Below are 21181 nucleotides of genomic sequence, written 5' to 3' on the forward strand. Positions count from 1 at the left end.
TCATTAATAAAATACAAGACTGCATGCTATTTACTGTTTTAACAGGATTAATAACATCAAGCCTTCTCGTTCCTTTTGGCAAGTTTATTAAAACAAAATGGAGTATTTTACTCCCTTTTATACCTGTACTGCTATTTATTGTTTATCTACTTTATGTCCCGGATGTTGCTAGCGGAACTAATTTTCTACAACATCTACCTTGGGTTCCTTCCCTAGGCATTAATTTAGATTTCAAACTAGACGGCTTATCTCTCCTTTTTGCATTGCTCATCACAGGCATTGGTTCTGCGATTTTCTTTTACGCGCGCACCTACCTCAAAGGACATCAGTACTACGATCGTTTCTTCGGCTATTTATTGCTCTTCATGAGCGCCATGTTGGGTGTTGTTTTATCGAATAATATTATTACCCTTTTTATTTTCTGGGAACTGACCAGTATTAGTTCCTTCTTCCTGATTGGTTTTAATAACGATAATGCGGACTCCAGAAAGAGCGCGCTCACAGCCTTAAGCATAACCGGAATCGGTGGTTTCTTTTTATTGGCAGGTTTAGTTTTACTTGGGAATATCGCCGGTACTTACGTGATTAGTGATCTTGTCGCTCAACACAACATTATAACCAGCCACCAACTATACCCGCTATTTGTCGGGTTTATACTGATTGGAGCATTCACCAAGTCAGCACAATTCCCATTTCATTTTTGGCTCCCGGGTGCTATGAAAGCGCCAACGCCGGTCTCGGCTTACCTCCACTCGGCAACGATGGTCAAAGCAGGAATATACCTGCTAGCCCGCTTTACCCCAATTTTAGGAAACACCGACCTTTGGAATTACACCTTGATGATTGTAGGTGGTTTCACCATGCTCTATGCGGCAATACATGCATTATTCCGTATAGATTTAAAAGCTATCCTAGCATACTCCACCATTTCGGCACTTGGTGTTCTCACTTTTTTATTGGGATTAGGATCAAAAGAAGCTATTGTTGCAGCCAGTGTTTTCATTCTGGTTCATGCGCTCTACAAGGCGACCTTATTTATGGTAACGGGAATTATTGACCATGAAACACATACGCGTGACCTCACGCATCTATCTGGTCTTCGCAAAGTACTGGCTCCTGTTTTTATTGCCGCACTTCTAGCAGCGCTCTCCAGTGCTGGAGTACCTTTGACCTTCGGATTTATCGGTAAGGATCTCATATACGAAGCAACTCTCCATGCACCTTCTCACTTGGCCTTATGGCTAACGGTACTCGCGGTCACAACAAATGTAGCGCTTGTCGCTGCAGGATTTATGGCCGGTATAAAACCTTTTACAGGGAAGCTGCCACAAGCGTACGAAAAAATACATTTGCCCTATACATCGATGTGGTTACCTCCACTCATATTGGCCATATTGGGTCTCGTGTTTGGTTGCTTCCCAGGTTTAGTGGGCGATTTATTAAATCACCGTACAGCCAATAGCATCTGGGGGGGCGAAACAGCCATGCACCTCAAAATATGGCACGGCGTAAATACGGTATTACTGCTCAGTTTGGCCACGTTGGCGATCGGGACTTTCGTATACCTTATTAATAAACCAAGTATCCTGAAATTAGCCGCAATAGAAAAATTCAACCGCATTTCGCCGCAACGTATTATTACAGGTTACGCCTACGATATAAAGCGCTTTTCCAATTGGTACACTCATTTATTCCATGATGGCTACCTTCGCTCCTACCACTTCAAGATTATCCTGTTTGCCGAGTTATTGCTTGGTTATAAACTGTGGCTCAGTGGCCCGATCAGTATCGATTTTTCCGTATTGACGCCTCCCTCGTGGTATGAAGTGGTTATTATGCTGGTACTTCTAGGTGCCTTATATATTATTGTGACGACCAAATCAAGACTCACATCCGTCGTCTCCACCAGTGTTATCGGGTACTGTATCTGTCTAATGTTTGTTTTTTATAGCGCTCCTGATCTAGCTATGACACAGTTCACCATCGATACATTAACCACGGTGCTTTTTGTTTTGGTACTCTATAAATTACCTAGCTTCATGAACTTTGCTAAAAAAGGCATCTTGGTGCGTGACGCTGTAGTGGCATTAGGTTTCGGTACAATTCTCGCACTTATAGCATTACGTGTATTGTACGAACCAAATACGACAGAAATAAGCTCGTTTTACGGTGAAAATTCGTATCTCCTTGCCAAGGGAAAAAATGTGGTCAACGTCATTCTTGTAGACTATAGAGGTATCGATACAATGTTCGAAACGGTGGTACTTGCTATTGCTGCATTGGGTGTTTATAGTTTAATTAAGTTACGTTTAAAATCCTCCGAAAAAGAATAGCATATGAAAAGTGCAATTTTACAAACCGCAACACGATATCTGTTACCGATTTTATTGTTGTTTTCTTTTTTCCTCCTCCTACGCGGCCATTACTATCCAGGAGGCGGTTTTGTCGGCGGACTAGTCGCATCTATTGCTTTTGTCTTACACAGTTTCGCCAATGGCACGGAGAGTACCATGAAAATATTACGCTATAAGCCGATTTCTTTGATTCCAATAGGTTTAGGAATTTCTGCCCTTAGCGTCGTGATTCCCTTGTTGTTTGGTCTTCCTCCGATGACAGGCTTATGGTTTGAGCAACCCATACCGGTAATTGGTATGATTGGGAGTTCGTTGTTTTTTGATTTAGGGGTCTATTTCGTCGTTATCGGCGTGGTACTCACCATTCTGTTCACCATTTCTTTAGAAGGGTAATATGGAGCTACTATTAATATTGGTTATTGGTCTTCTGTACGCCGGTGGCGTGTATTTGATTCTCCGTCGGAGTATGGTTAAATTGCTTTTGGGTATCATGCTATTGGGGAATGCAACCAACATCTTAATCTTTTTATTGGGAAAAATCACGAAAGCTAAACCGCCTGTGATTGACGAATCCTACAAAATTTTCCAAGATATATATGCCGACCCTATCCCACAGGCACTAATCTTAACGGCAATTGTAATCAGTTTTGGACTGACTTCATTTGCCATTGTATTGCTAAAACGAGTATACGCATTGGTTGACTCCGATGATTTAGATGACTTAAACACGCCCGAAGAAGAAGATTTATGATTGACAACCACATTTTAGGCCCCGTCTTTATCCACCTGTTTACCGCCATTATTCAATTGATATGCTGGCGTAAAACGGTAACGCAGCGATTTCTGAGCGTTGGAGGTAGCCTCCTAGGACTACTACTTGCCTTCCGCTTATTCAGCCGAGTGGAGGAAAATGGAATCCTAACCATGAATGCTGCGAATTGGGATGCTCCGTTTGGGATTGTTTTCGTTGCCGACCTCCTTAGCGTCACTTTAGTACTACTCACTTCGATTGCGGGCTTTGCTGTTTCGATATTTTCATCGGTTGGATTAAGCCGACAACGGATGCTCTACGGTTACTTCCCTATTTTTCATTTTCTGATCATGGGGCTAAATGGGGCATTCTTAACGGGTGATATATTTAACCTATATGTCTTCTTCGAAGTTATTATAATCGCATCTTTTGTCTTAATGACACTTGGTGGTCGAAAAGCACAATTGGAAGGAGCAGTGAAATATATGGCGATGAATATCCTCGCTTCCACCTTTTTCTTAACTGGTATTGCCATTCTATACGGTATAACAGGAACCTTAAACATGGCGGACCTCGCCATTAAAATCCAAGCGGTACAAAACAAAACCTTAATAGGCATTACCTCTTGTTTTTTTATTATTGGCTTTGGTATCAAATCGGCTGTATTCCCACTCTATTATTGGTTACCATCGTCCTACCATACCCCACCATCGGCAGTAGCCGCCACGTTTGGAGGCTTGTTGACTAAGGTAGGGATCTATGCCTTACTGCGTGTTTTTAGTTTGATTTTCATCCCAGATGATTTCACACGAACCTTATTAATGGTGATGGCCGTTTTCACTATTGTTACCGGCGGCTTTGGCGCACTAATCAAGACAAATGTACGCCGTTTGTTTTCTTACTTGATTGTGTGTCACATTGGTTTTATGATAGGTGGTATTGCCCTATTCAGTCAGGTCGCATTGATGGGGACCGTCTTTTACCTAATTCACGATATCATGGTTAAGACAAATATGTTCTTGATTGCTGGGGTCATCCGCCAACTTCGGGGCACCTTAGATATGAACAAGCTTGGTGGACTGTATAAAGATTACCCAAAAATATCATTACTGATTGCGCTCGTATTGTTCTCATTGGTCGGAATTCCACCATTATCCGGCTTTTGGCCAAAAATCCTTCTCTTCCAAGAAGCCTTCACACAGCAACAGTATTTCTTCGTAATCGCGCTCATCATTGGAAGTTTCGTAACCATGTATGTCATCGCCAATATGTGGGCACAGGTTTTTTGGAAAAACACACCAGAAGGTGTTACGATTGATGATCGCTTTAAGCCGATGCAGTTATACCGTAAACTCCTCATGATACTACCTATTGCTATTTTAGCGGCGGCCACCCTCTATATTGGCCTCAACGCAGAACGGGTAGTACACGTTGCGGAGCAGATAAGTAATGAATTAATGGACACGACCCCTTACATTAATGCCGTGTTAGGGACTAATAGATAGCGTATGATAAAGAACTTTTTAATGAACCTCCTGCTGTCCGGTATTTGGGTAGCGCTGACCGGTTCTCTCTTTTATACCAACTTCCTGTTCGGTTTTATGCTGGGATTTTTCGTCCTATGGATCATGAACCGAAATGAAACCGATCAACGATATTTCTATCGCGTACCTAAGGTGATAAGCTTTATTTTTTACTTTTTATACCAACTTATCAAGTCAAATATCCAAGTTGCCTTCGATGTGATTACACCCCGTTACTTTTTCACACCGGGGATTGTGAAGTATCCGATGAATGCACGAACGGATTTTGAAATCAATTTATTGACGACAATGATCTCCCTGACACCAGGCACACTTATCATTGACATCAGCGAAGATAAAAAGACAATCTATATACATGTCATGTACCTGACCACGCCCGAAGCTTTCGTTCGCGAAACAAAAACAGGATTGGAAAGAAGACTATTAGAAATATTACGATGATTACTTTAGAAACCTATTTTGACTATGTTATCCTCCCCATATTGGCCATATCGGTTATGCTGGTATTTATCCGTCTTTTTAAAGGGCCTTCCGTAGTCGATCGTGTTATTGCATTGGATCTCATCATTACCATCGGGATTGGTATCATTACAGTTTACAGCATACGCTCCAACCAAAAGGTACTACTGGATGTCGCGATTATTCTTGCACTGATTGCCTTCCTAGGCACTGTTGCTTTTGCTTACTATATTGAAAAACAAAAAGATGATTAAAATAATCCTAGCCCTCCTCAGCACAGGAGGAGCACTTTCTATATTATTTGCGTCCATTGGTATTTTACGCATGCCCGATTTTTACCTCCGCCTCTCTGTGACCGTTAAGGCTTCTACACTCGGCGTCGGTTTGTTACTAATCTGTGCTGCCATTATGTTCCCAGATGTATCGGTTACAACCAAAGCTATCGCGATCATCTTCTTCCTTATCATCACTGCACCTATTGCAGCACATATGATTGGGCGTGCCGCTTATTTTACGGGCACACCACTTTGGAAAGGAACAGTTGTTGATGAACTTGCAGGAATGTACAACAAGGAAACGCACGAATTAGAGAACCATCCTGATGAAGGCACCGATGAACGTGGAAACATCGCCGAAACATCAAAAGAGACAAAGTAATTTGATAGTTATTTGTCTGTAGCTTATGGCGTGGGGCGGCAAAAAAGGCAAAAAAGGCAATAAATTATCATGTTGAACCTGCCTGCGGTACGCAGACCTATCGAAACACACAATGTATTGCCAAAAGTGCTGTTTATCCTTCCATAACACTTCGACAAGCTCAGTGTGAAATAGCTCAGGATAACAGCAGAAAAAAGGTTTTTTTAGACACCTTCGCTAGTTTACATCGCTACTAGAATGCGATGCAAACCGGACTTGCCACTCTAATTTCTCGTGTTTCATCACTCAGCTCTCCGGTCGCTGCGTTGCGCGGGAAGATCACAATATTATTAGTGTACTGATTGGCGACCAACAGATACTTCTCATCGGGTGATAAATTAAAATTCCGTGGTCCTTTCCCTTTCGTGGAATATACGTTAACCCGCTTTAATTCACCGCCCTTATCTACAGAAAATAAAGCAATAGAGTTGGCCTCCCCCCGATTGGAGGCGTATAAGAACTTACCGTCTTTTGAAAGTTTAATTTCCGCGGCCCCATTCTCTCCTTTAAAATCATCAGCATTGATAGAAGAAACGGTTAAGAGCTCCCATTTGTACCCATCCTTACGGTAGTGCACAACTTCCGCACTCATTTCAAGCAACACATATAAATTCTTGCCCTTTTCATCAAAAACAATATGTCTCGGGCCGCCGCCAGCGGGCGTAGCCAAGGTAGATTCTTCCTTCAGTACATAATCCCCTTTTTCTTTATCCACAGCATAAATAGTAATCTTGTCCGAGCCTAAATCCTGAAGGTATACATGTTTATAATCTGGTGTAAAGAAAGCGGAGTGCACGTGTGAAGCACCTTGACGGTCCTTATCTGGTCCACTTCCGGTATGTTGAATATGCTGCACCATGCGTCCCAGGCTACCGTCTTTTTCCAAGTTATATACCGATGCCGATCCGCCCCCATAATTAGACACCACAACAAGCGGATCCCGTTGACTCACAGCAATGTGACAAGGATACGAACCATTTGTCGGCAATGTATTGACAAACGATAGATTATCGCCATCAAAAGCATAGGCCGATACGGCGGCCGTTTGATCTCCCATCTCATTTACCGCATACACCATTTTTCCATCGGTAGACTTTGCAACAAAGGAGGGGTTCTCTGCCGATGTGGTTGCATAAAGATCTGTTGTACCAATCTTCGTATCAAACATATAGAAATAAATACCCTGACTGCCCTTATCGGTATATGTACCCACAAAAAAAGGAACCTGTTGTGCAGCCCCTTGAAGTGTTAAAAACGATAAAATAATAACTAATGTCTGTTTCATAAATCTACCTCCTTTGATGGCATTGACAAGTTACGTATTATTTCAAAAAGAAATACAAAATTCCCCCTGTTAAATATGGTTAAAGGCAAATTAATATTTAACATTTTTAATAACTTAGCGTGCAAAGAATTAGTAACTTTGGAAACGCTTAAAAGCGTTGATCAGAAGATAGTATATGATGAAGAAATATATCAGTTTATTAGCTATAGTAGCATTTTTTGGTGTTAGCAATTTAATGGGACAAAGCCGTTTGGTGGATCGTGTCGTTGCCACGGTGGGCTCCAGTATTATCTTGCAATCAGATGTTGAAATGCAATATGCCCAGCATTTGGCACAAGGTGAAAAACCAAATGAGACCATTAAGTGTTATTTACTACAGCAGCTGGTAACTCAAAAGTTGCTTTCTCAACAAGCTATTATCGACTCCATCGAGGTGTCAGAAGCAGAAGTAGATGACAACTTAAACCGTCGTATGCAAATGATGGTACGTCAAGCAGGAGGAAAGGAACGTCTGGAAGAATTCTTGAACCGTTCTTTATTACAGTACAAAGAAGAAATGCGTCCTAACATTTCGGAACAATTGAAAGCGCAAAAGATGCAACAAAATATTGTGTCGGCAATCAATGTTACCCCACAAGAGGTGAAGCGTTATTTCGAGGGCTTAAATCAAGACAGCTTACCGTACTTCAATACGGAAGTAGAAGTTGGCGAGATTGTCATCAATCCCGTTTTAACAAAAGAAGAAAAAGATCAATTTAGACAAAAAGCAGAAGGGTATAGAAAACAAGTGATCGATGGTTCTGATTTTGGTACCATAGCGCGTTTATATTCAGAAGATGGTTCTGCGCCCTACGGTGGTGAATTAGGATTTGCAACCCGTGACAACTATGTAAAAGAATTTTCAGCCATGGCTTTCCGTTTGAAAGAAGGTGAGGTATCTCCGGTCTTTGAAACCATGTATGGTTTCCACTTCCTACAAGTCTTGCAGCGCAGAGGCGAGGAAGTTAACGTTCGCCACGTCTTGATTAAATCTAAACCAACGACAGCGAGTCTCGATCGTGCAAAAGCAAAAATTGACAGTATCTACGACAAGGTGGTTGCCGGCAAAATTAGTTTCCATACTGCAGCTTCGCTTTACTCTGAAAATAACGAAACAAAATATACCGGTGGTATGATTATGAATGAAGAAGATCGTACGGGCCTTATTCCGGTAAATAAATTAGAAGCCGAAACATTTACAGCGGTTGACCCGCTTGAAGTAGGAAAATATTCAAAATCTTTCCGTGCGAAAGACAGAATGGGCAGCGATGTATATAAGTTTATGTACCTGAAGTCTAGAATTGCACCGCACAAGGCAAACCTAACACAAGACTTCGCCAAAATACAAGAAGCAGCCAAACAGGATAAAACAAACCGAATGCTGAGTGAATGGTTTGAACAACGTAAAGAAAATACATTTATCGACATCAATGAAGACTTCCTAAAGTGTGATGAGCTAAAGTTATGGATGACTAAAACTGGAACATCTTTAGCAAATAACGAATAGAAGAGAAGGACGGATATAAAAAGAAAGCGGCTGATTTAAATTAAATCAGCCGCTTTCTTTTTATGGATTGGTTCTTATCTTTCGAACATCATCTCCATAATAACCCGCCATTGGTAATCATCTTTTAATTGCCAGATGCGGATATAATTGAACTTAACAAGTTTTTCCTTGGATCGCACCGTTGCTGTACCTGAAGTGTACGCATACTCTCCGCTATACGCACGTCCAACGCCTGTTGGTTCTGTTGTAATCTCAATACGTTTCTTTTTCAAGAAAGCAAGCACATTCGCTTTCCCTTCAATCTCATCTTCCCACGGATAATAGTAACGCACGTCATCTGAGAGGAACTCACTAAAGGCCGCTTCATTGTTTGCTTTCAGCACGGTAGAAAACAACTCATCACTCTGCGTCACCACCTCTTCACGTTGCTGTAACCTTACTTTAGAACGATGTTTTAAGTACCAGGAGTTATCTGGTTCGTAATAAATTAAATCTGATTTTCCACCTTTACCGTAGTTCTCAACCTCCGCACGAATGTGTACTTTCCAATTTCCCTTTTTATCTCTACGCCAAACCGTCAAATACTGACCATTGCGCTTTACAGCCCCTACCTTCTGAAACTCCATGGGTCCAGAAGTAACCCCCCAGTCCATACTCTTGGAAACCAAAGCAAAATTAGGTTCCCAGCTCATGACATCCGGAATATTGGGTCTATTATTCAAATAGTTCAAAGCATTCACCGGAGAAGGTACAAACAGCGTAGACTCCTTATCGACAATCGATAATAAAGCCTGATGCGGATTTAATGTTTTCGAAATATTAGCAGCTGTACGATCAGCCGATATTAAGCTTCCGACACGCTCCGGCAGCTGCGCCTGTACGGTAAGTACAGAAGCACTAAGCAAGCACGTAACGAGGGAATAGGTAGGTATTAACTTCATCAATAAAACTTTGGGTTCTTATAATCAAATCTTATTCCAAAGTGTCCCGTCTTTGCTATCTTTCAATTGAATACCAATAGCATTAAGTTCTTCCCGAATTGTATCTGATGTTGTAAAGTCCTTATTCTTCTTTGCTTCGTTTCTAATATTGATAATAATTTGCATCAAGTCATCCATACTATCTGTGTCGGCTCCTAATACATCATCTTTTAAGCCCAAAACATCAAACACAAAGTTTTGCACCAAAGCTTTAACCTCGGTCAAAGTATCAACATCCATCACTGCTTTGCCATCGTACACCGCGTTGATATAACGAACAAGCTCAAACAACTCAGCAATTAACACCGGACTATTGAAATCATCATCCATTGCTGCGTAGCAATTTTGACGCACCTGTACGATATCAACTGTTGATTTTCCTTTGGCTGCCGGCTGAATTTTATCCAAAAGTGCAATCGCACTCATCAGGCGTTTATAACCTTTATCAGCAGCCTCTAGAGCATCATTTGAGAAATCGAGCGTACTTCTATAATGCGCTTGCATCATAAAAAAGCGCACTGCCATTGGCGAATATCCACGCGTTAACAACGGGTGATTCCCCGTGAAGAGCTCGTGCGGTAAAAACCCGTTACCCGATGATTTGGACATCCGTGCGCCATTAACCGTCAACATATTGGTATGCATCCAGTATTTTGCTGGCTGCACATGGTTACAAGCTTCCGATTGTGCAATCTCGTTGGTATGGTGTGTAGCTGCCAAGTCCATCCCACCACCGTGGATATCAAACTGTGCACCCAGGTACTTGCTGCTCATCGCTGAACACTCAATATGCCAACCCGGAAACCCAACGCTCCACGGTGAAGGCCAGCGCATGATATGTTCTGGCTTGGCCTTAATCCACAACGCAAAATCTAAACGGCCTTTCTTTTCATCCTGACCACCCAGTTCACGTGTATTGTTCAACATATCTTCCAGCTTACGGTTCGTAAGCATCGTGTAGTCATGTTTCTCCACATACTTCTCCACATCAAAGTAAACGGTACCGTTTACTTCGTAGGCATAACCATTCTCGATGATCTGTTTCACCATCTCGATCTGCTCAGAGATATGCCCTGTCGCGGTAGGTTCAATGCTCGGTGGAATAGTATTAAATAAACGTAGCACATCGTGGAAACCCAGGGTGTACTTTTGTACAATCTCCATCGGCTCCAACTGTTCCAACTTCGCTTTCTTCGCAAATTTGTCATCTCCCTCGTCCCGATCACCTTCCAAATGCCCTGCATCTGTGATATTACGTACATAACGTACCTTGAAACCCAAATGTAAGAGATAGCGAAAGATAAGATCAAACGACACAAACGTCCGACAGTTTCCCAAATGCACATCACTGTATACAGTAGGTCCACAGACATACATGCCCACAAAAGGTGCATTTAATGGTTCAAACTTTTCCTTAGTCCGCGTTAGTGTGTTGTAGAGAACGAGATTGTTTTCCATATATAAATGAAATCGCAAAGATTATTTTTGTCTGAAATAGATTTGAATAGGCACGCCAGTAAAATCAAAATTATCACGTAATTTATTCTCTACAAAGCGCTTGTAAGGATCTTTGATATATTGCGGCAGATTACAGAAGAAAGCAAACATAGGTGCTCTTCCTGGTAGCTGCGTTGCATATTTGATCTTAATGTATTTTCCTTTGGTTGCAGGCGGCGGATAGTTTTCAATCACATGAAGCATTACATCGTTCAATTTCGACGTAGGGATTTTCTTCATTTTATTGTTGTATACCTCCATCGCTGTTTCCACTACTTTGAATATACGTTGTTTCTCCGTCACCGAAGTGAAGACAATAGGAATATCCGTGAAAGGTGCGATTTTCTCTTTGATCTTCGCTTCAAATTCCTTCATTGTTTTGTTGTCCTTTTCAATGGTATCCCATTTATTAACAACAATCACAATTCCTTTTTTATTTTTCTCCGCCAAGTGGAAGATATTAATATCTTGTGCTTCGATTCCGTCGTTGGCATCAATCATCAACACGACAACATCAGAGTCTTCTAGGGCTTTGATGGTACGCATGACCGAGTAAAACTCGATATCTTCCCTCACCTTACTCTTACGACGTACACCGGCTGTATCGATCAACAAGAACTCATGTCCAAACTGATTGTAGTGAATACGAATCGAGTCACGCGTTGTACCTGCAATATCGGTAACGATGTTACGATCGACACCTAGAAGTGCATTCGTTAGGGATGATTTCCCTACATTCGGACGACCTACGATGGTAACTTTAGGAAGGGTTGTTTCTTCCTCTTCTTCGGGTTCTGGAAAGTGCGACACAACCGCATCTAACAACTCCCCTGTTCCCGACCCTGTTGCCGAAGAAACGTTATATATATCACCTAAGCCGAAAGCATAAAACTCCGCAGAGTCATGGTGCAGCTTAGCATGGTCTACTTTATTAGCAACAACATACACCGGCTTTGAACTACGGCGTAAAATATCGGCAATCTCATCGTCCAGGTCCGTAATACCTGTCGTTACATCGACCATAAAAACGATAACCGAAGCCTCGTCAATGGCAATATGTACTTGGTCACGAATAGCCTCTTCGAAGATGTCATCCGAACCATGTACAAAACCACCTGTATCGATTACGGTAAATTTCTTACCAATCCATTCTGCAGTTTCATAGTGGCGGTCACGAGTAACCCCGCTAAAGTCATCTACAATAGCTTTACGACTTTCCGTCAAGCGGTTAAACAAGGTCGATTTTCCGACGTTCGGACGACCTACAATTGCAACAATATTTGCCATATCTTTCGTATTATTTTTCTCGCGCGTTACCTCACGGCAACTAAATTTTTATGTCTGTATTATACTAAATACAAGGGTACAAAGTTACAATAAAATACGCTATTATTAAGGCGCAATAAAAAAATGGCTTTGCGATGAAGCAAAGCCATTTGATATACCAAATAATCGGTATTGATTATTGTGTTGGATTTTGTGTAAGGGTTCCTGGGTGCGTATCTATTGCACGTTGCGGAATAAAATAAATAACACGGTAATCCTTCGCTGTAATCTCTTCAAATTGCGCATGTGGACCAGGATACTGACGTGTTAGTGAACCACCGTTACGGAATACGTCATAGCTACGTTCGGCCTGGTAAGCCAACTCCAATTGACGCTCTTTATCGATACGCAAACTTGCATTTGAAGCATCTAGTGACGCGTAACCACCACCCACAATAGAACGTGTACGAATCGTATTCAAATCACTTAATGCGGCGCTGTAATTACCCAATTTCGCGTACGCCTCTGCACGGTTCAAATAAATTTCGCCCAAACGACTGATTACAGGAGAGTGCAAATGTGAATCTTCACCTTCACGCGATGCTTTCGTAATATAGAATTGTGGATACACCCGATTCAATGTAATGAAGTTATCCAAAACACCTTGATATGTCTTACCGTCTTTATACGTGATCGAATAGATTTCTTGCGCAGCGTCTACCGGTGTTAACGTATAGGTTGTTACCACTTTATCAATAGTCTCTGAACACGTAATTGTATTTCCATTACGTGCTACTGTCAACTGCGCATAATTCAACACATCTTTCCCATCTTCTTTAATAAAGCGAAAAACTTCGGTAAACGCACCAGTTGTCGCATCCTTTCTATAAGTCGGTTCGATAAATGCAGCACGCGCATCTACTATCTTGTACTTACTTGGACGCCAATCATTGCGACCTGTTTCGTTCAACAGGTCAATATACTTCGCACTCGCATACATCTCGCCCCAACCTTGACCACCGATATTCGCATACATACCACCAATACCATAGTAATGGTCGCTACCGGAATACTCCGATGCTAGACGCTTAACCGCAAAAATGGTCTCTGGATTGTTTTCTGGGGTAAAGGTATTGTACTTCATAAATTGCTCTCTCCCAAGTAAAGCATGTTCCCCTGAGTTGATTACTTTATTCGCGTAATCAATCGATAGTTGTGCATACTCCGCATTTGGCGATTCGTACGTACCACTCATGTACAAGTACACACGCGAAAGGATTGCTTGAACAGCTGCTTTAGAAGCAAAAATAGGGCCTTTATCCTTTGTGATCATCGTTTCTGCTTTTTTCAGATCCGCTATAATCTGCTCGTATGTTTCTTTTACTGTCGCACGGTCAGGAAGCGTAATGTTCACAACATCGTCTGGTGTACCATTTACAAGAGGCATACCCAAATTTACACTTGGGTTATCATAGTAAGGACGACCATACGCGCGAACTAAGTAAAAATACATCAATCCACGGATGTAATAACACTCGCCTAATCTATTATCTAATTCTGCATTTTGTCCTTCCTTTACCATGTTGATGATATTGGAAGACTGCGCTATTGCCTTATAACCGGCAGACCAAAACTGGTTCAGGCGGCCATTATTTGGCGTACGCGAAAACGAGATGAATTCGTAAAAAGCGTCAGTAGACGAACCACGAATCATCATATTATCCCCCGCATATTCCCCGGCTCTGTGCATGGGGTCAGACCATGCTTTTAATTGCGCATACGTACCATTCATCAACGCATCGATTACCGCTTCCGGATCTTGGGTAATTTGTCCGGTATCCATCGATCCATAGGGTTCTTTTTCTAATTCACATGACACCAATGCAACAGATGCCAATAGAGCTATAAATATCTTTTTCATGTATTTTCAATCATTAAAATGAAACATTCAATCCAAGCATATACTTGCGCGTAGCCGGATACACTCCCGGACCTGCCGATCCTAGGACTGCGCCATCGTTGGCTGGGATTTCTGGATCTACACCCGAGTAATTAGTCCAAACAAATAGGTTTTCACCCGAGAAGAACACGCGAAGATTCTTAATTTTATACTGGCTTAAATTGAAATTGTAACCAACATTTAGTGCACGTAAGCGTAGGAAATCATTATCCTCAACAAAACGTGAAGACGGTTGGTTTCCTTGATCCTTATTGTTATACTTCGCCACAGGGTGCGTCGCTACATCGCCTGGTTTTTCCCAACGGCTCCAACCATCTTGTAGTTTCATCTGGTTTCTGTCTGTATACGTACCATCTGAATCATATTCTTGACGAGCGTAATTATAGATTTTACCGCCCAACGAATAACCAAAGGTTGCACTTAAATCAAATTTTTTATACTGTAAAGCGGTAGAGAAACCACCAAATAGCTTCGGCGATGCTTTATCCAACTTTTCGAAAGTTGCTTGTGCATAGTTCGATGTTGTGGTACGATCCGTTTCATTACCGTTGGCATCACGCGTTACTTTGTACCACATTGGCGCACCTGTTTCTGTATTCACACCAGCCCACTCTTTTAGATAATAGGTATCGACAGGTAAGCCCGGCTGCAGGATGCGTTGCGCCGATCCCGCGATATTCATACCGTCGCCTATAATAAGCGGTTTAACCGTGTAACTTCCATCCGCATTTTTTGTCGGGTACAAGTTCACTAACTTATTCGTATTGTGCCCCACATTGATATCAAAACTCCACAACAAATCATTTGTCCGGATAATATCTGCTCCCACAGAAATCTCAATACCTTTATTGTTCATCTCCCCAACATTCTGCCACATTGCGCCGATCCCCATCAGTTCACTGATTGGCACTTGGTAGATAATATTGTCTGTATTTTTATTATAATAATCTACAGTTGCACGAAGTCTGTTCTGGAAAAAAGCAGCATCCACACCAACACCCGTTGTGTAAGTCTGTTCCCATGTCAAGTCCTTATTGCCTGCCTGCGCGATCAAAGCACCAGCGCCTCCATTATAATTAGTTGTGACGGAGTATAGATTGTACTGTGGATACAGCGAGCTTGGACGGTTACCTGCAGAACCATAGGAAGCGCGTAGCTTTAACGCATCAACATAATCCGCTTTAAACCAATTCTCCCTATGGATGTTCCATCCTCCACTAATGGAGAAGAAATTTCCATATTTCGCATTAGTACCAAAGTTTGAAGCTCCATCACGACGCAAAGACCCCTCGATCAAATATTTTCCATCATACGTATAGTTCGCTTTGGAAATCATCGACTGCATCGCCCACTCACTGATACCACCTTTAGTACGCTCTGGTTTAGCCACAACATCTAAAACTTCAAAGCCTGGCAAAAATCCAACCCCATAAGCATCTAATGTCTTACCCCAGTAGTCATTAAATTCGTAACCACCAACCGCAAACAAAGTATGTGGCCCCCATGATTTATTAACGGTCAACATCTGACTGGTGTATCGTCTGGCTGACTCCGAACGATAGTCGGTAATCCTTCCGCCTACACTCAAGCCGCCATTAGATCTCGGATCAGTATATCCAGCACCTGAATACGTAATATAACGATAGTTATTAACCGAATTGAAAGTTAACCAACTAGTCAATTTAACATCAAAATCCAAATTACCCATCAATTCATAGTTCACATTGGAAGAATGGTTCCACTGCAAATCGTATAAGTAGTTTGTACTTGCGCTATTCACCCAGTTTGGAGAGCGGTGCGGCTCTAGTTTACCATTGGCATCAAACGGACTATCCCAAGGCAAATTAGAATACATCGCCGTTACCGAGTATTGTCTGTCTTCTACGCCACGACGAGCACCTGAAATAGCAGGTTTGATAGATAACCAATCAAAGGGTTTATATACCTGTGTGATACGCGCGTTGTAACGTTTGTAATCATACCCTTTAACAGCTCCCTTTTCATCATACATACCTAATGAGAAGAACGATTGTAGTTTCTCTGTACCACTAGAAACAGAAACGTTATGGTTCTGTACAAACCCACTCTTGGTTGCTAATTTCCACCAATCGAAGTTGCTGTTCCGTAAATCAGCATTCCAACGTGGAAAAGAGATAGTGTTGGCATTCTGAAAAGAAGCATAATAGTCATACAACTCCTCACCATTCATCATTTCTACATTACCGTTGTTCAATGTATTGAAACCAGCACGTGAAGATATATTCAACGATGTTTTACCAACTTTTGCGCCCTTCGTTTTCACTAACACAACACCGTTCGCACCCTGAGAACCGTAGATCGCCGTCGACGCAGCATCTTTCAAGACCGTCATCGTTTCGATATCATCGGGGTTTAAATCTCCTGCGCTAGACCCTACAATTACACCATCGATTACCCATAACGGGCTTGCAGTTCCATTTAAGGTTGCTTGACCACGAATAACAACAGCTCCTCTTGATCCCGGTTGACCTGACCCCGGAGAAACGTATGCTCCGGAAACTTTGCTGTTCAGCATGTTCTCCACCGACGGATTGGTAATATCACGTAGCTCATCGCCTTTAACCACCTGCATCGCGCCAGTTAGACTTTCCTTTTTCTGAACGCCATAACCAACCACAACAACTTCCTCTAAGGCTTCATCACTACTTTTCAATACAACCTGCATTACATTACCTTGCACCACTTGGCTATAAGGTTCAAATCCAACCGCGGAGAAAACGAGGGTTTCACCCGCTTTCGCTTGGATGGAGAAGTTACCTTGTGCATCTGTCAATGTAGCCTGTGTAGGGCTACCTTTTACAGCCACTGTTACACCAGCCTCTGGCCCATTGGCGGAGGTTACTCGACCGGTTACTGTTTGTTGATAAAAAACATTCGCATAGGCATTCACTGTATTTCCAAGCACTGGCACCAAAGGCGCAGAAACACTCAGCATCAATACAGAAGCCAACCGAAAACTCTTACCGATGAACAAGGGATTTGTAGATCTCTTTGTCATAAAAATTGCTTTTAGGGTTTTCTTTTTCTAGTAGATTACCATAATCTAGTTGGCACCAAATTAACTTAAAGTAACCTAATCAAAAATTCCATGTTAAACGAAAACGTTTGCGTAAAATAACACAAACGTTTGCATTGCAACTAATTCATATCCAATAAATAACAAAGACAAAAACATTGCTTAAAATACCCCTGAGTGGGAAAATTTACATTTTACGAAATACAATAAATAACAAAAGAATTGCAAAACAAAAAAGTAGTTACAACTCTACAGCAAAAACAAAGCGATGAATAGTCCGTAAAATACTGGAAACAAATAATTGACAGGAGGTAAAAAGATTGATAAACAACTATAAAACAAGAAGCTTAACCTGATAAATACATGTGGAAATAATAGGCAATTACAGCATTAGCATTATTATGTAACATTCCAATACAATAACGCAAAAAGAAGCATTCCTATCCTTTTATCCCATCAGTGGAGGTAGATTATAAATACGGCTCCATTTTACAAAAAAATATGCTTCGTCAATTTCTGACGAAGCATGATATAAAAATCTTAAACAAGAGATAAAAGACTAGTCGTCGTATCCAAACTGCTTTAAGTAGTTCTTTTTACTACGCCAATCGGGAATAACTTTAACAAACAGCTCTAGGAATACTTTTCCATCAATAAAGGTTTCAATATCCTGTCGTGCATAGGTACCCACCTTCTTGATCATCTCCCCGCCTTTTCCGATGATAATATTTTTTTGCGAATCACGCTCTACAATAATCTCCGCTGCGATCCGTGTAATCTTAGCCTCCTCTTTGAAAGACTTAACAATAATTTCCGTACTGTATGGGATTTCTTTATCATATAATTTAAATACCTTCTCCCTAATAATCTCCGAAACAAAGAAGCGCATATTACGATCCGTCAATTCATCCTTCGCGTAAAACGGTGGATGGACAGGAAGCTTTTCTTTAATATATTCCATGATCCCCGACACTCCGTATTCCAGTTTCGCCGAAATCGCAAACACAGCATCCGGATTGATTTTCTCTTTCCAGAACTCAACCTTACTCATTACCTCTTCTTCCGACGACTTATCGATTTTATTAATCAAGACCGCTACAGGAGAAGCTGTCTTGCGCAATTTTTCGATGACATCATTTTCATCGTATTTCTCGTGTATATCTGTAACAAAAAGAATAACATCCGCGTCAATTAGCGATCCTTGCACGAAATTCATCATCGATTCCTGCAATGAATAGTTCGGTTTTATCACACCCGGGGTGTCAGAAAACACAATTTGATAGTTTTCTTCATTAACAATACCAATTATTCGGTGTCTTGTGGTTTGTGCTTTTGGTGTAATAATAGACATCTTCTCTCCTACTAATGAGTTCATTAGTGTAGATTTACCGGCATTCGGCTTGCCTATGATACTTACGAATCCTGCTTTATGCGACATTTTTTGCGTTCTTTATTTGGAATACAAAGAAACAAATAATATCTTTGTGCTCCAATAAAAGGAAATGATATCTTGCGTTTCACCAAAAACAACGCAGATTTTAGATAAAAATATATTGCGGGGTGGAGCAGTTGGTAGCTCGTCGGGCTCATAACCCGAAGGTCATCAGTTCGAGTCTGATCCCCGCTACTAAAAGAGCTAGGTGGCAATGCGCCTAGCTCGAAGAAATTTAAAATACATTGCGGGATGGAGCAGTTGGTAGCTCGTCGGGCTCATAACCCGAAGGTCATCAGTTCGAGTCTGATTCCCGCTACTAAAAGAGCTAGGTGGCAATGCGCCTAGCTCGAAGAAACTTAAAATACATTGCGGGGTGGAGCAGTTGGTAGCTCGTCGGGCTCATAACCCGAAGGTCATCAGTTCGAGTCTGATCCCCGCTACTACCAAGCCTTTAGGAAACTAAAGGCTTTTTTTATGCCCTAAAAATTTAGAAATATTACTTACATAGTTAAGCGGTAGTTCCCGCTTAACTATTCGCTTGGTTTATCCAGCACCTTCCATAAAGTAAGCGCGCAACGCCACAAGCTGCTTTTGGTTCAACACCGTCCGCAGCTCTTCATCCGAAGCCTCCTTAACCTTCTTCGCTGACTTAAAGGTCTTTAATAATTTCTCCACCGAGGTCTTTCCGATTCCTGGAATATTCTCCAACTCCGACACAAAAGTCTTCCGGCTGCGTTGATTCCGGTGGAACGTAATACCAAAACGGTGTGCCTCATCCCGCAAATGCTGTATCACTTTCAATGTTTCGGATTTCTTATCCAGATACAATGGATATTGGTCCCCTGGGTAATATAACTCTTCGAGTCTCTTCGCAATTCCGATCACAGTCAGCTGCTTTTCAATCCCCAACAACTTCAAGCTCTTCATAGCCGCGCCTAATTGCCCCTTGCCACCATCGATCACGATCAACTGAGGTAAGTCTCCACCTTCATCTAAAACACGACGATAGCGCCTAAAAACAGCCTCCTCCATGGTCGCAAAGTCATCAGGCCCCACCACAGTCTTTACATTAAAATGCCGGTAATCCTTTTTCGATGGCTTTGCATCCTTAAACACCACAATGGCGGATACGGGATAACTACCCTGAATATTCGAGTTATCAAAACACTCTATATGTCGCGGCAGAACGTTCATCCGTAAATCTTTTTGCATTTGCTTTAAGACTCTATCGGTCTTCACCTCTGGGTTTAGACGCTCATACTGCAACATACGTTCTTTTTTAAAATAGGCGACGTTCTTGAGAGACAATTCTAACAGGTTTTTCTTTTCTCCAACTTTAGGAACGGTAAACTTAATCGATTCATCTGACTCGATATCCAACTCAAAGGGAACGATTATTTCTCTCGAAGTACTTCTAAAGCGCCCCCTAATCTCCGGTATAGCTAATGCCAATAATTCTTGTTCCGTTTCATCCAACCGTTTCTTCATTTCTAGCGTCTGCGTCTGAATAACCACCCCATGAACCACCTTCAGATAATTCACAAAGGCATAATTATCCTCCGAGGCAATACTGAAAACATCGACGTTGGTAATAGAAGAACTCACGACCGTAGACTTACTCTGGTAATTAGACAGTTTATCCAACTTACTTTTCAACAGGTGCGCCCCCTCAAAATTCAGCTCGTTAACAGCTTGTTGGATATCTTCTTTTAAACGACTTGTAACAACCGAAATCTTCCCATTTAGAATGTCTTTTATATCCATCAAATTTTGGTTATAATCTACTTCTGTTTGAAAGCCTTCACAAGGTCCTTTACAATTTCCGATTTGGTACTCGAGACATACCTTGTACTTCCCTTTCGCAATATTCTCGGGCGCTAAATTCAAATTGCACGTACGTAGCGGAAACAATTCTCGGATCATATCCAAAATAACATGCATCATCCCCAACGAAGCGTAAGGCCCATAATATCGGGAACCATCTTTCACATACTGGCGCGTCCAATAGATCCGTGGGAAATGTTCATTCTTGATCACGATCCAAGGGTAGGTCTTATCATCTTTCAACAAGACATTATAACGAGGCTTGTACTTCTTGATGAGGTTGTTCTCGAGTAGCCAGGCATCAATTTCTGTATCTACAATCGTGAAAGCTATTCGGTTTATTTTACGGACCAATACCCGTGTTTTACCATTTAACTGTGCTTCATTTACAAAATAAGAGCCTACCCTATTCCGCAGGTCTTTCGCTTTTCCAATATAAATGAGTTCATCATTCTTATCGAAATACTGATAAACCCCCGGCTTGTGGGGTATCTTTTTTAACTCTTCTCTGTAATTAAACGAATCCATA

The 21181-nt window shown here is 41.6% G+C and carries 16 protein-coding genes and 3 tRNA genes; 11 read left to right on the plus strand and 8 right to left on the minus strand.

Going from position 1 to position 21181, the window contains the following annotated elements:
- Positions 1-23 precede the first annotated feature (23 nt).
- Genes E2P86_RS14700 through mnhG form a run of 7 tightly spaced genes read left to right on the plus strand, consistent with a single transcriptional unit; the run spans position 24 to position 5765 of the window.
- Complete coding sequence (locus tag E2P86_RS14700) at positions 24-2333, plus strand: putative monovalent cation/H+ antiporter subunit A (RefSeq protein ID WP_134433625.1); 2310 nt, start codon at positions 24-26, stop codon at positions 2331-2333.
- Between the two features lie 3 nt (positions 2334-2336).
- Positions 2337-2747 carry a Na+/H+ antiporter subunit B gene (locus tag E2P86_RS14705; protein WP_085474336.1) on the plus strand — a complete coding sequence of 137 codons (411 nt, stop codon included), beginning with the start codon at positions 2337-2339 and terminating at the stop codon, positions 2745-2747.
- Position 2748: 1 nt separating this feature from the next.
- Positions 2749-3105: a Na+/H+ antiporter subunit C gene (locus E2P86_RS14710; protein ID WP_085474337.1), complete on the plus strand. Its 357-nt coding sequence runs from the start codon at positions 2749-2751 to the stop codon at positions 3103-3105.
- On the plus strand, positions 3102-4610 hold the full coding sequence (locus E2P86_RS14715) for a proton-conducting transporter transmembrane domain-containing protein (RefSeq protein ID WP_085474338.1): 1509 nt from the start codon (positions 3102-3104) through the stop codon (positions 4608-4610). Before E2P86_RS14710 ends, E2P86_RS14715 begins: the two co-directional genes overlap by 4 nt.
- A 3-nt stretch (positions 4611-4613) precedes the next feature.
- Positions 4614-5090 (plus strand): Na+/H+ antiporter subunit E, encoded by a 477-nt coding sequence (locus E2P86_RS14720; protein WP_085474339.1) that lies wholly within the window; start codon positions 4614-4616, stop codon positions 5088-5090.
- Positions 5087-5362 (plus strand): monovalent cation/H+ antiporter complex subunit F, encoded by a 276-nt coding sequence (locus tag E2P86_RS14725; protein WP_085474340.1) that lies wholly within the window; start codon positions 5087-5089, stop codon positions 5360-5362. Before E2P86_RS14720 ends, E2P86_RS14725 begins: the two co-directional genes overlap by 4 nt.
- Entirely contained in the window at positions 5355-5765 is a 411-nt protein-coding gene (mnhG, locus tag E2P86_RS14730; RefSeq protein ID WP_085474341.1) for a monovalent cation/H(+) antiporter subunit G, read from the plus strand. Before E2P86_RS14725 ends, mnhG begins: the two co-directional genes overlap by 8 nt.
- Positions 5766-5997: 232 nt before the next feature.
- Here mnhG and E2P86_RS14735 read toward each other — a convergent pair whose 3' ends face one another.
- Positions 5998-7089, minus strand: coding sequence for a lactonase family protein (locus E2P86_RS14735; protein WP_134433626.1), 1092 nt, complete (start codon positions 7087-7089; stop codon positions 5998-6000).
- Positions 7090-7264: 175 nt separating this feature from the next.
- On the opposite strand from E2P86_RS14735, the gene E2P86_RS14740 reads away from it, so the two are divergent.
- Positions 7265-8635 carry a peptidylprolyl isomerase gene (locus E2P86_RS14740; protein ID WP_317128135.1) on the plus strand — a complete coding sequence of 457 codons (1371 nt, stop codon included), beginning with the start codon at positions 7265-7267 and terminating at the stop codon, positions 8633-8635.
- Positions 8636-8709: 74 nt separating this feature from the next.
- On the opposite strand, the gene E2P86_RS14745 is transcribed toward E2P86_RS14740, so the two are convergent.
- The 6 genes from E2P86_RS14745 to era all read right to left on the minus strand — a co-directional run bounded on the left by E2P86_RS14745 (position 8710) and on the right by era (position 18831).
- Positions 8710-9576: a DUF4440 domain-containing protein gene (locus E2P86_RS14745; RefSeq protein ID WP_085474343.1), complete on the minus strand. Its 867-nt coding sequence runs from the start codon at positions 9574-9576 to the stop codon at positions 8710-8712.
- Positions 9577-9600: 24 nt separating this feature from the next.
- The gene (gene cysS, locus E2P86_RS14750) at positions 9601-11073 is read right to left on the minus strand and encodes a cysteine--tRNA ligase (RefSeq protein WP_134433627.1); all 1473 of its coding nucleotides are present in this window, start codon (positions 11071-11073) and stop codon (positions 9601-9603) included.
- A gap of 21 nt (positions 11074-11094) precedes the next feature.
- Positions 11095-12399, minus strand: coding sequence for a ribosome biogenesis GTPase Der (gene der / locus E2P86_RS14755; protein WP_085474345.1), 1305 nt, complete (start codon positions 12397-12399; stop codon positions 11095-11097).
- Between the two features lie 175 nt (positions 12400-12574).
- Positions 12575-14299, minus strand: a complete 1725-nt coding sequence (locus E2P86_RS14760; protein ID WP_134433628.1) for a RagB/SusD family nutrient uptake outer membrane protein — start codon at positions 14297-14299, stop codon at positions 12575-12577.
- 13 nt (positions 14300-14312) lie between these two features.
- Positions 14313-17375 (minus strand): SusC/RagA family TonB-linked outer membrane protein, encoded by a 3063-nt coding sequence (locus E2P86_RS14765; protein ID WP_085474347.1) that lies wholly within the window; start codon positions 17373-17375, stop codon positions 14313-14315.
- A 577-nt stretch (positions 17376-17952) separates the two neighbouring features.
- Complete coding sequence (gene era / locus E2P86_RS14770) at positions 17953-18831, minus strand: GTPase Era (protein ID WP_085474348.1); 879 nt, start codon at positions 18829-18831, stop codon at positions 17953-17955.
- 116 nt (positions 18832-18947) lie between these two features.
- Between era and E2P86_RS14775 the strand changes: the two genes are divergently transcribed.
- From E2P86_RS14775 to E2P86_RS14785, 3 genes are all read left to right on the plus strand, one after another.
- A tRNA-Met gene (locus E2P86_RS14775) sits at positions 18948-19020 on the plus strand.
- Between the two features lie 51 nt (positions 19021-19071).
- Positions 19072-19144 (plus strand) — tRNA-Met (locus E2P86_RS14780).
- A gap of 51 nt (positions 19145-19195) precedes the next feature.
- Positions 19196-19268, plus strand: a tRNA-Met gene (locus E2P86_RS14785).
- Between the two features lie 103 nt (positions 19269-19371).
- On the opposite strand, the gene uvrC is transcribed toward E2P86_RS14785, so the two are convergent.
- Positions 19372-21180: an excinuclease ABC subunit UvrC gene (uvrC, locus tag E2P86_RS14790; protein ID WP_134433629.1), complete on the minus strand. Its 1809-nt coding sequence runs from the start codon at positions 21178-21180 to the stop codon at positions 19372-19374.
- Between the last annotated feature and the right edge of the window lies 1 nt (position 21181).

Origin of the sequence: Sphingobacterium psychroaquaticum (genome assembly GCF_004421025.1) — a bacterium.
Lineage (GTDB): Bacteria > Bacteroidota > Bacteroidia > Sphingobacteriales > Sphingobacteriaceae > Sphingobacterium > Sphingobacterium psychroaquaticum.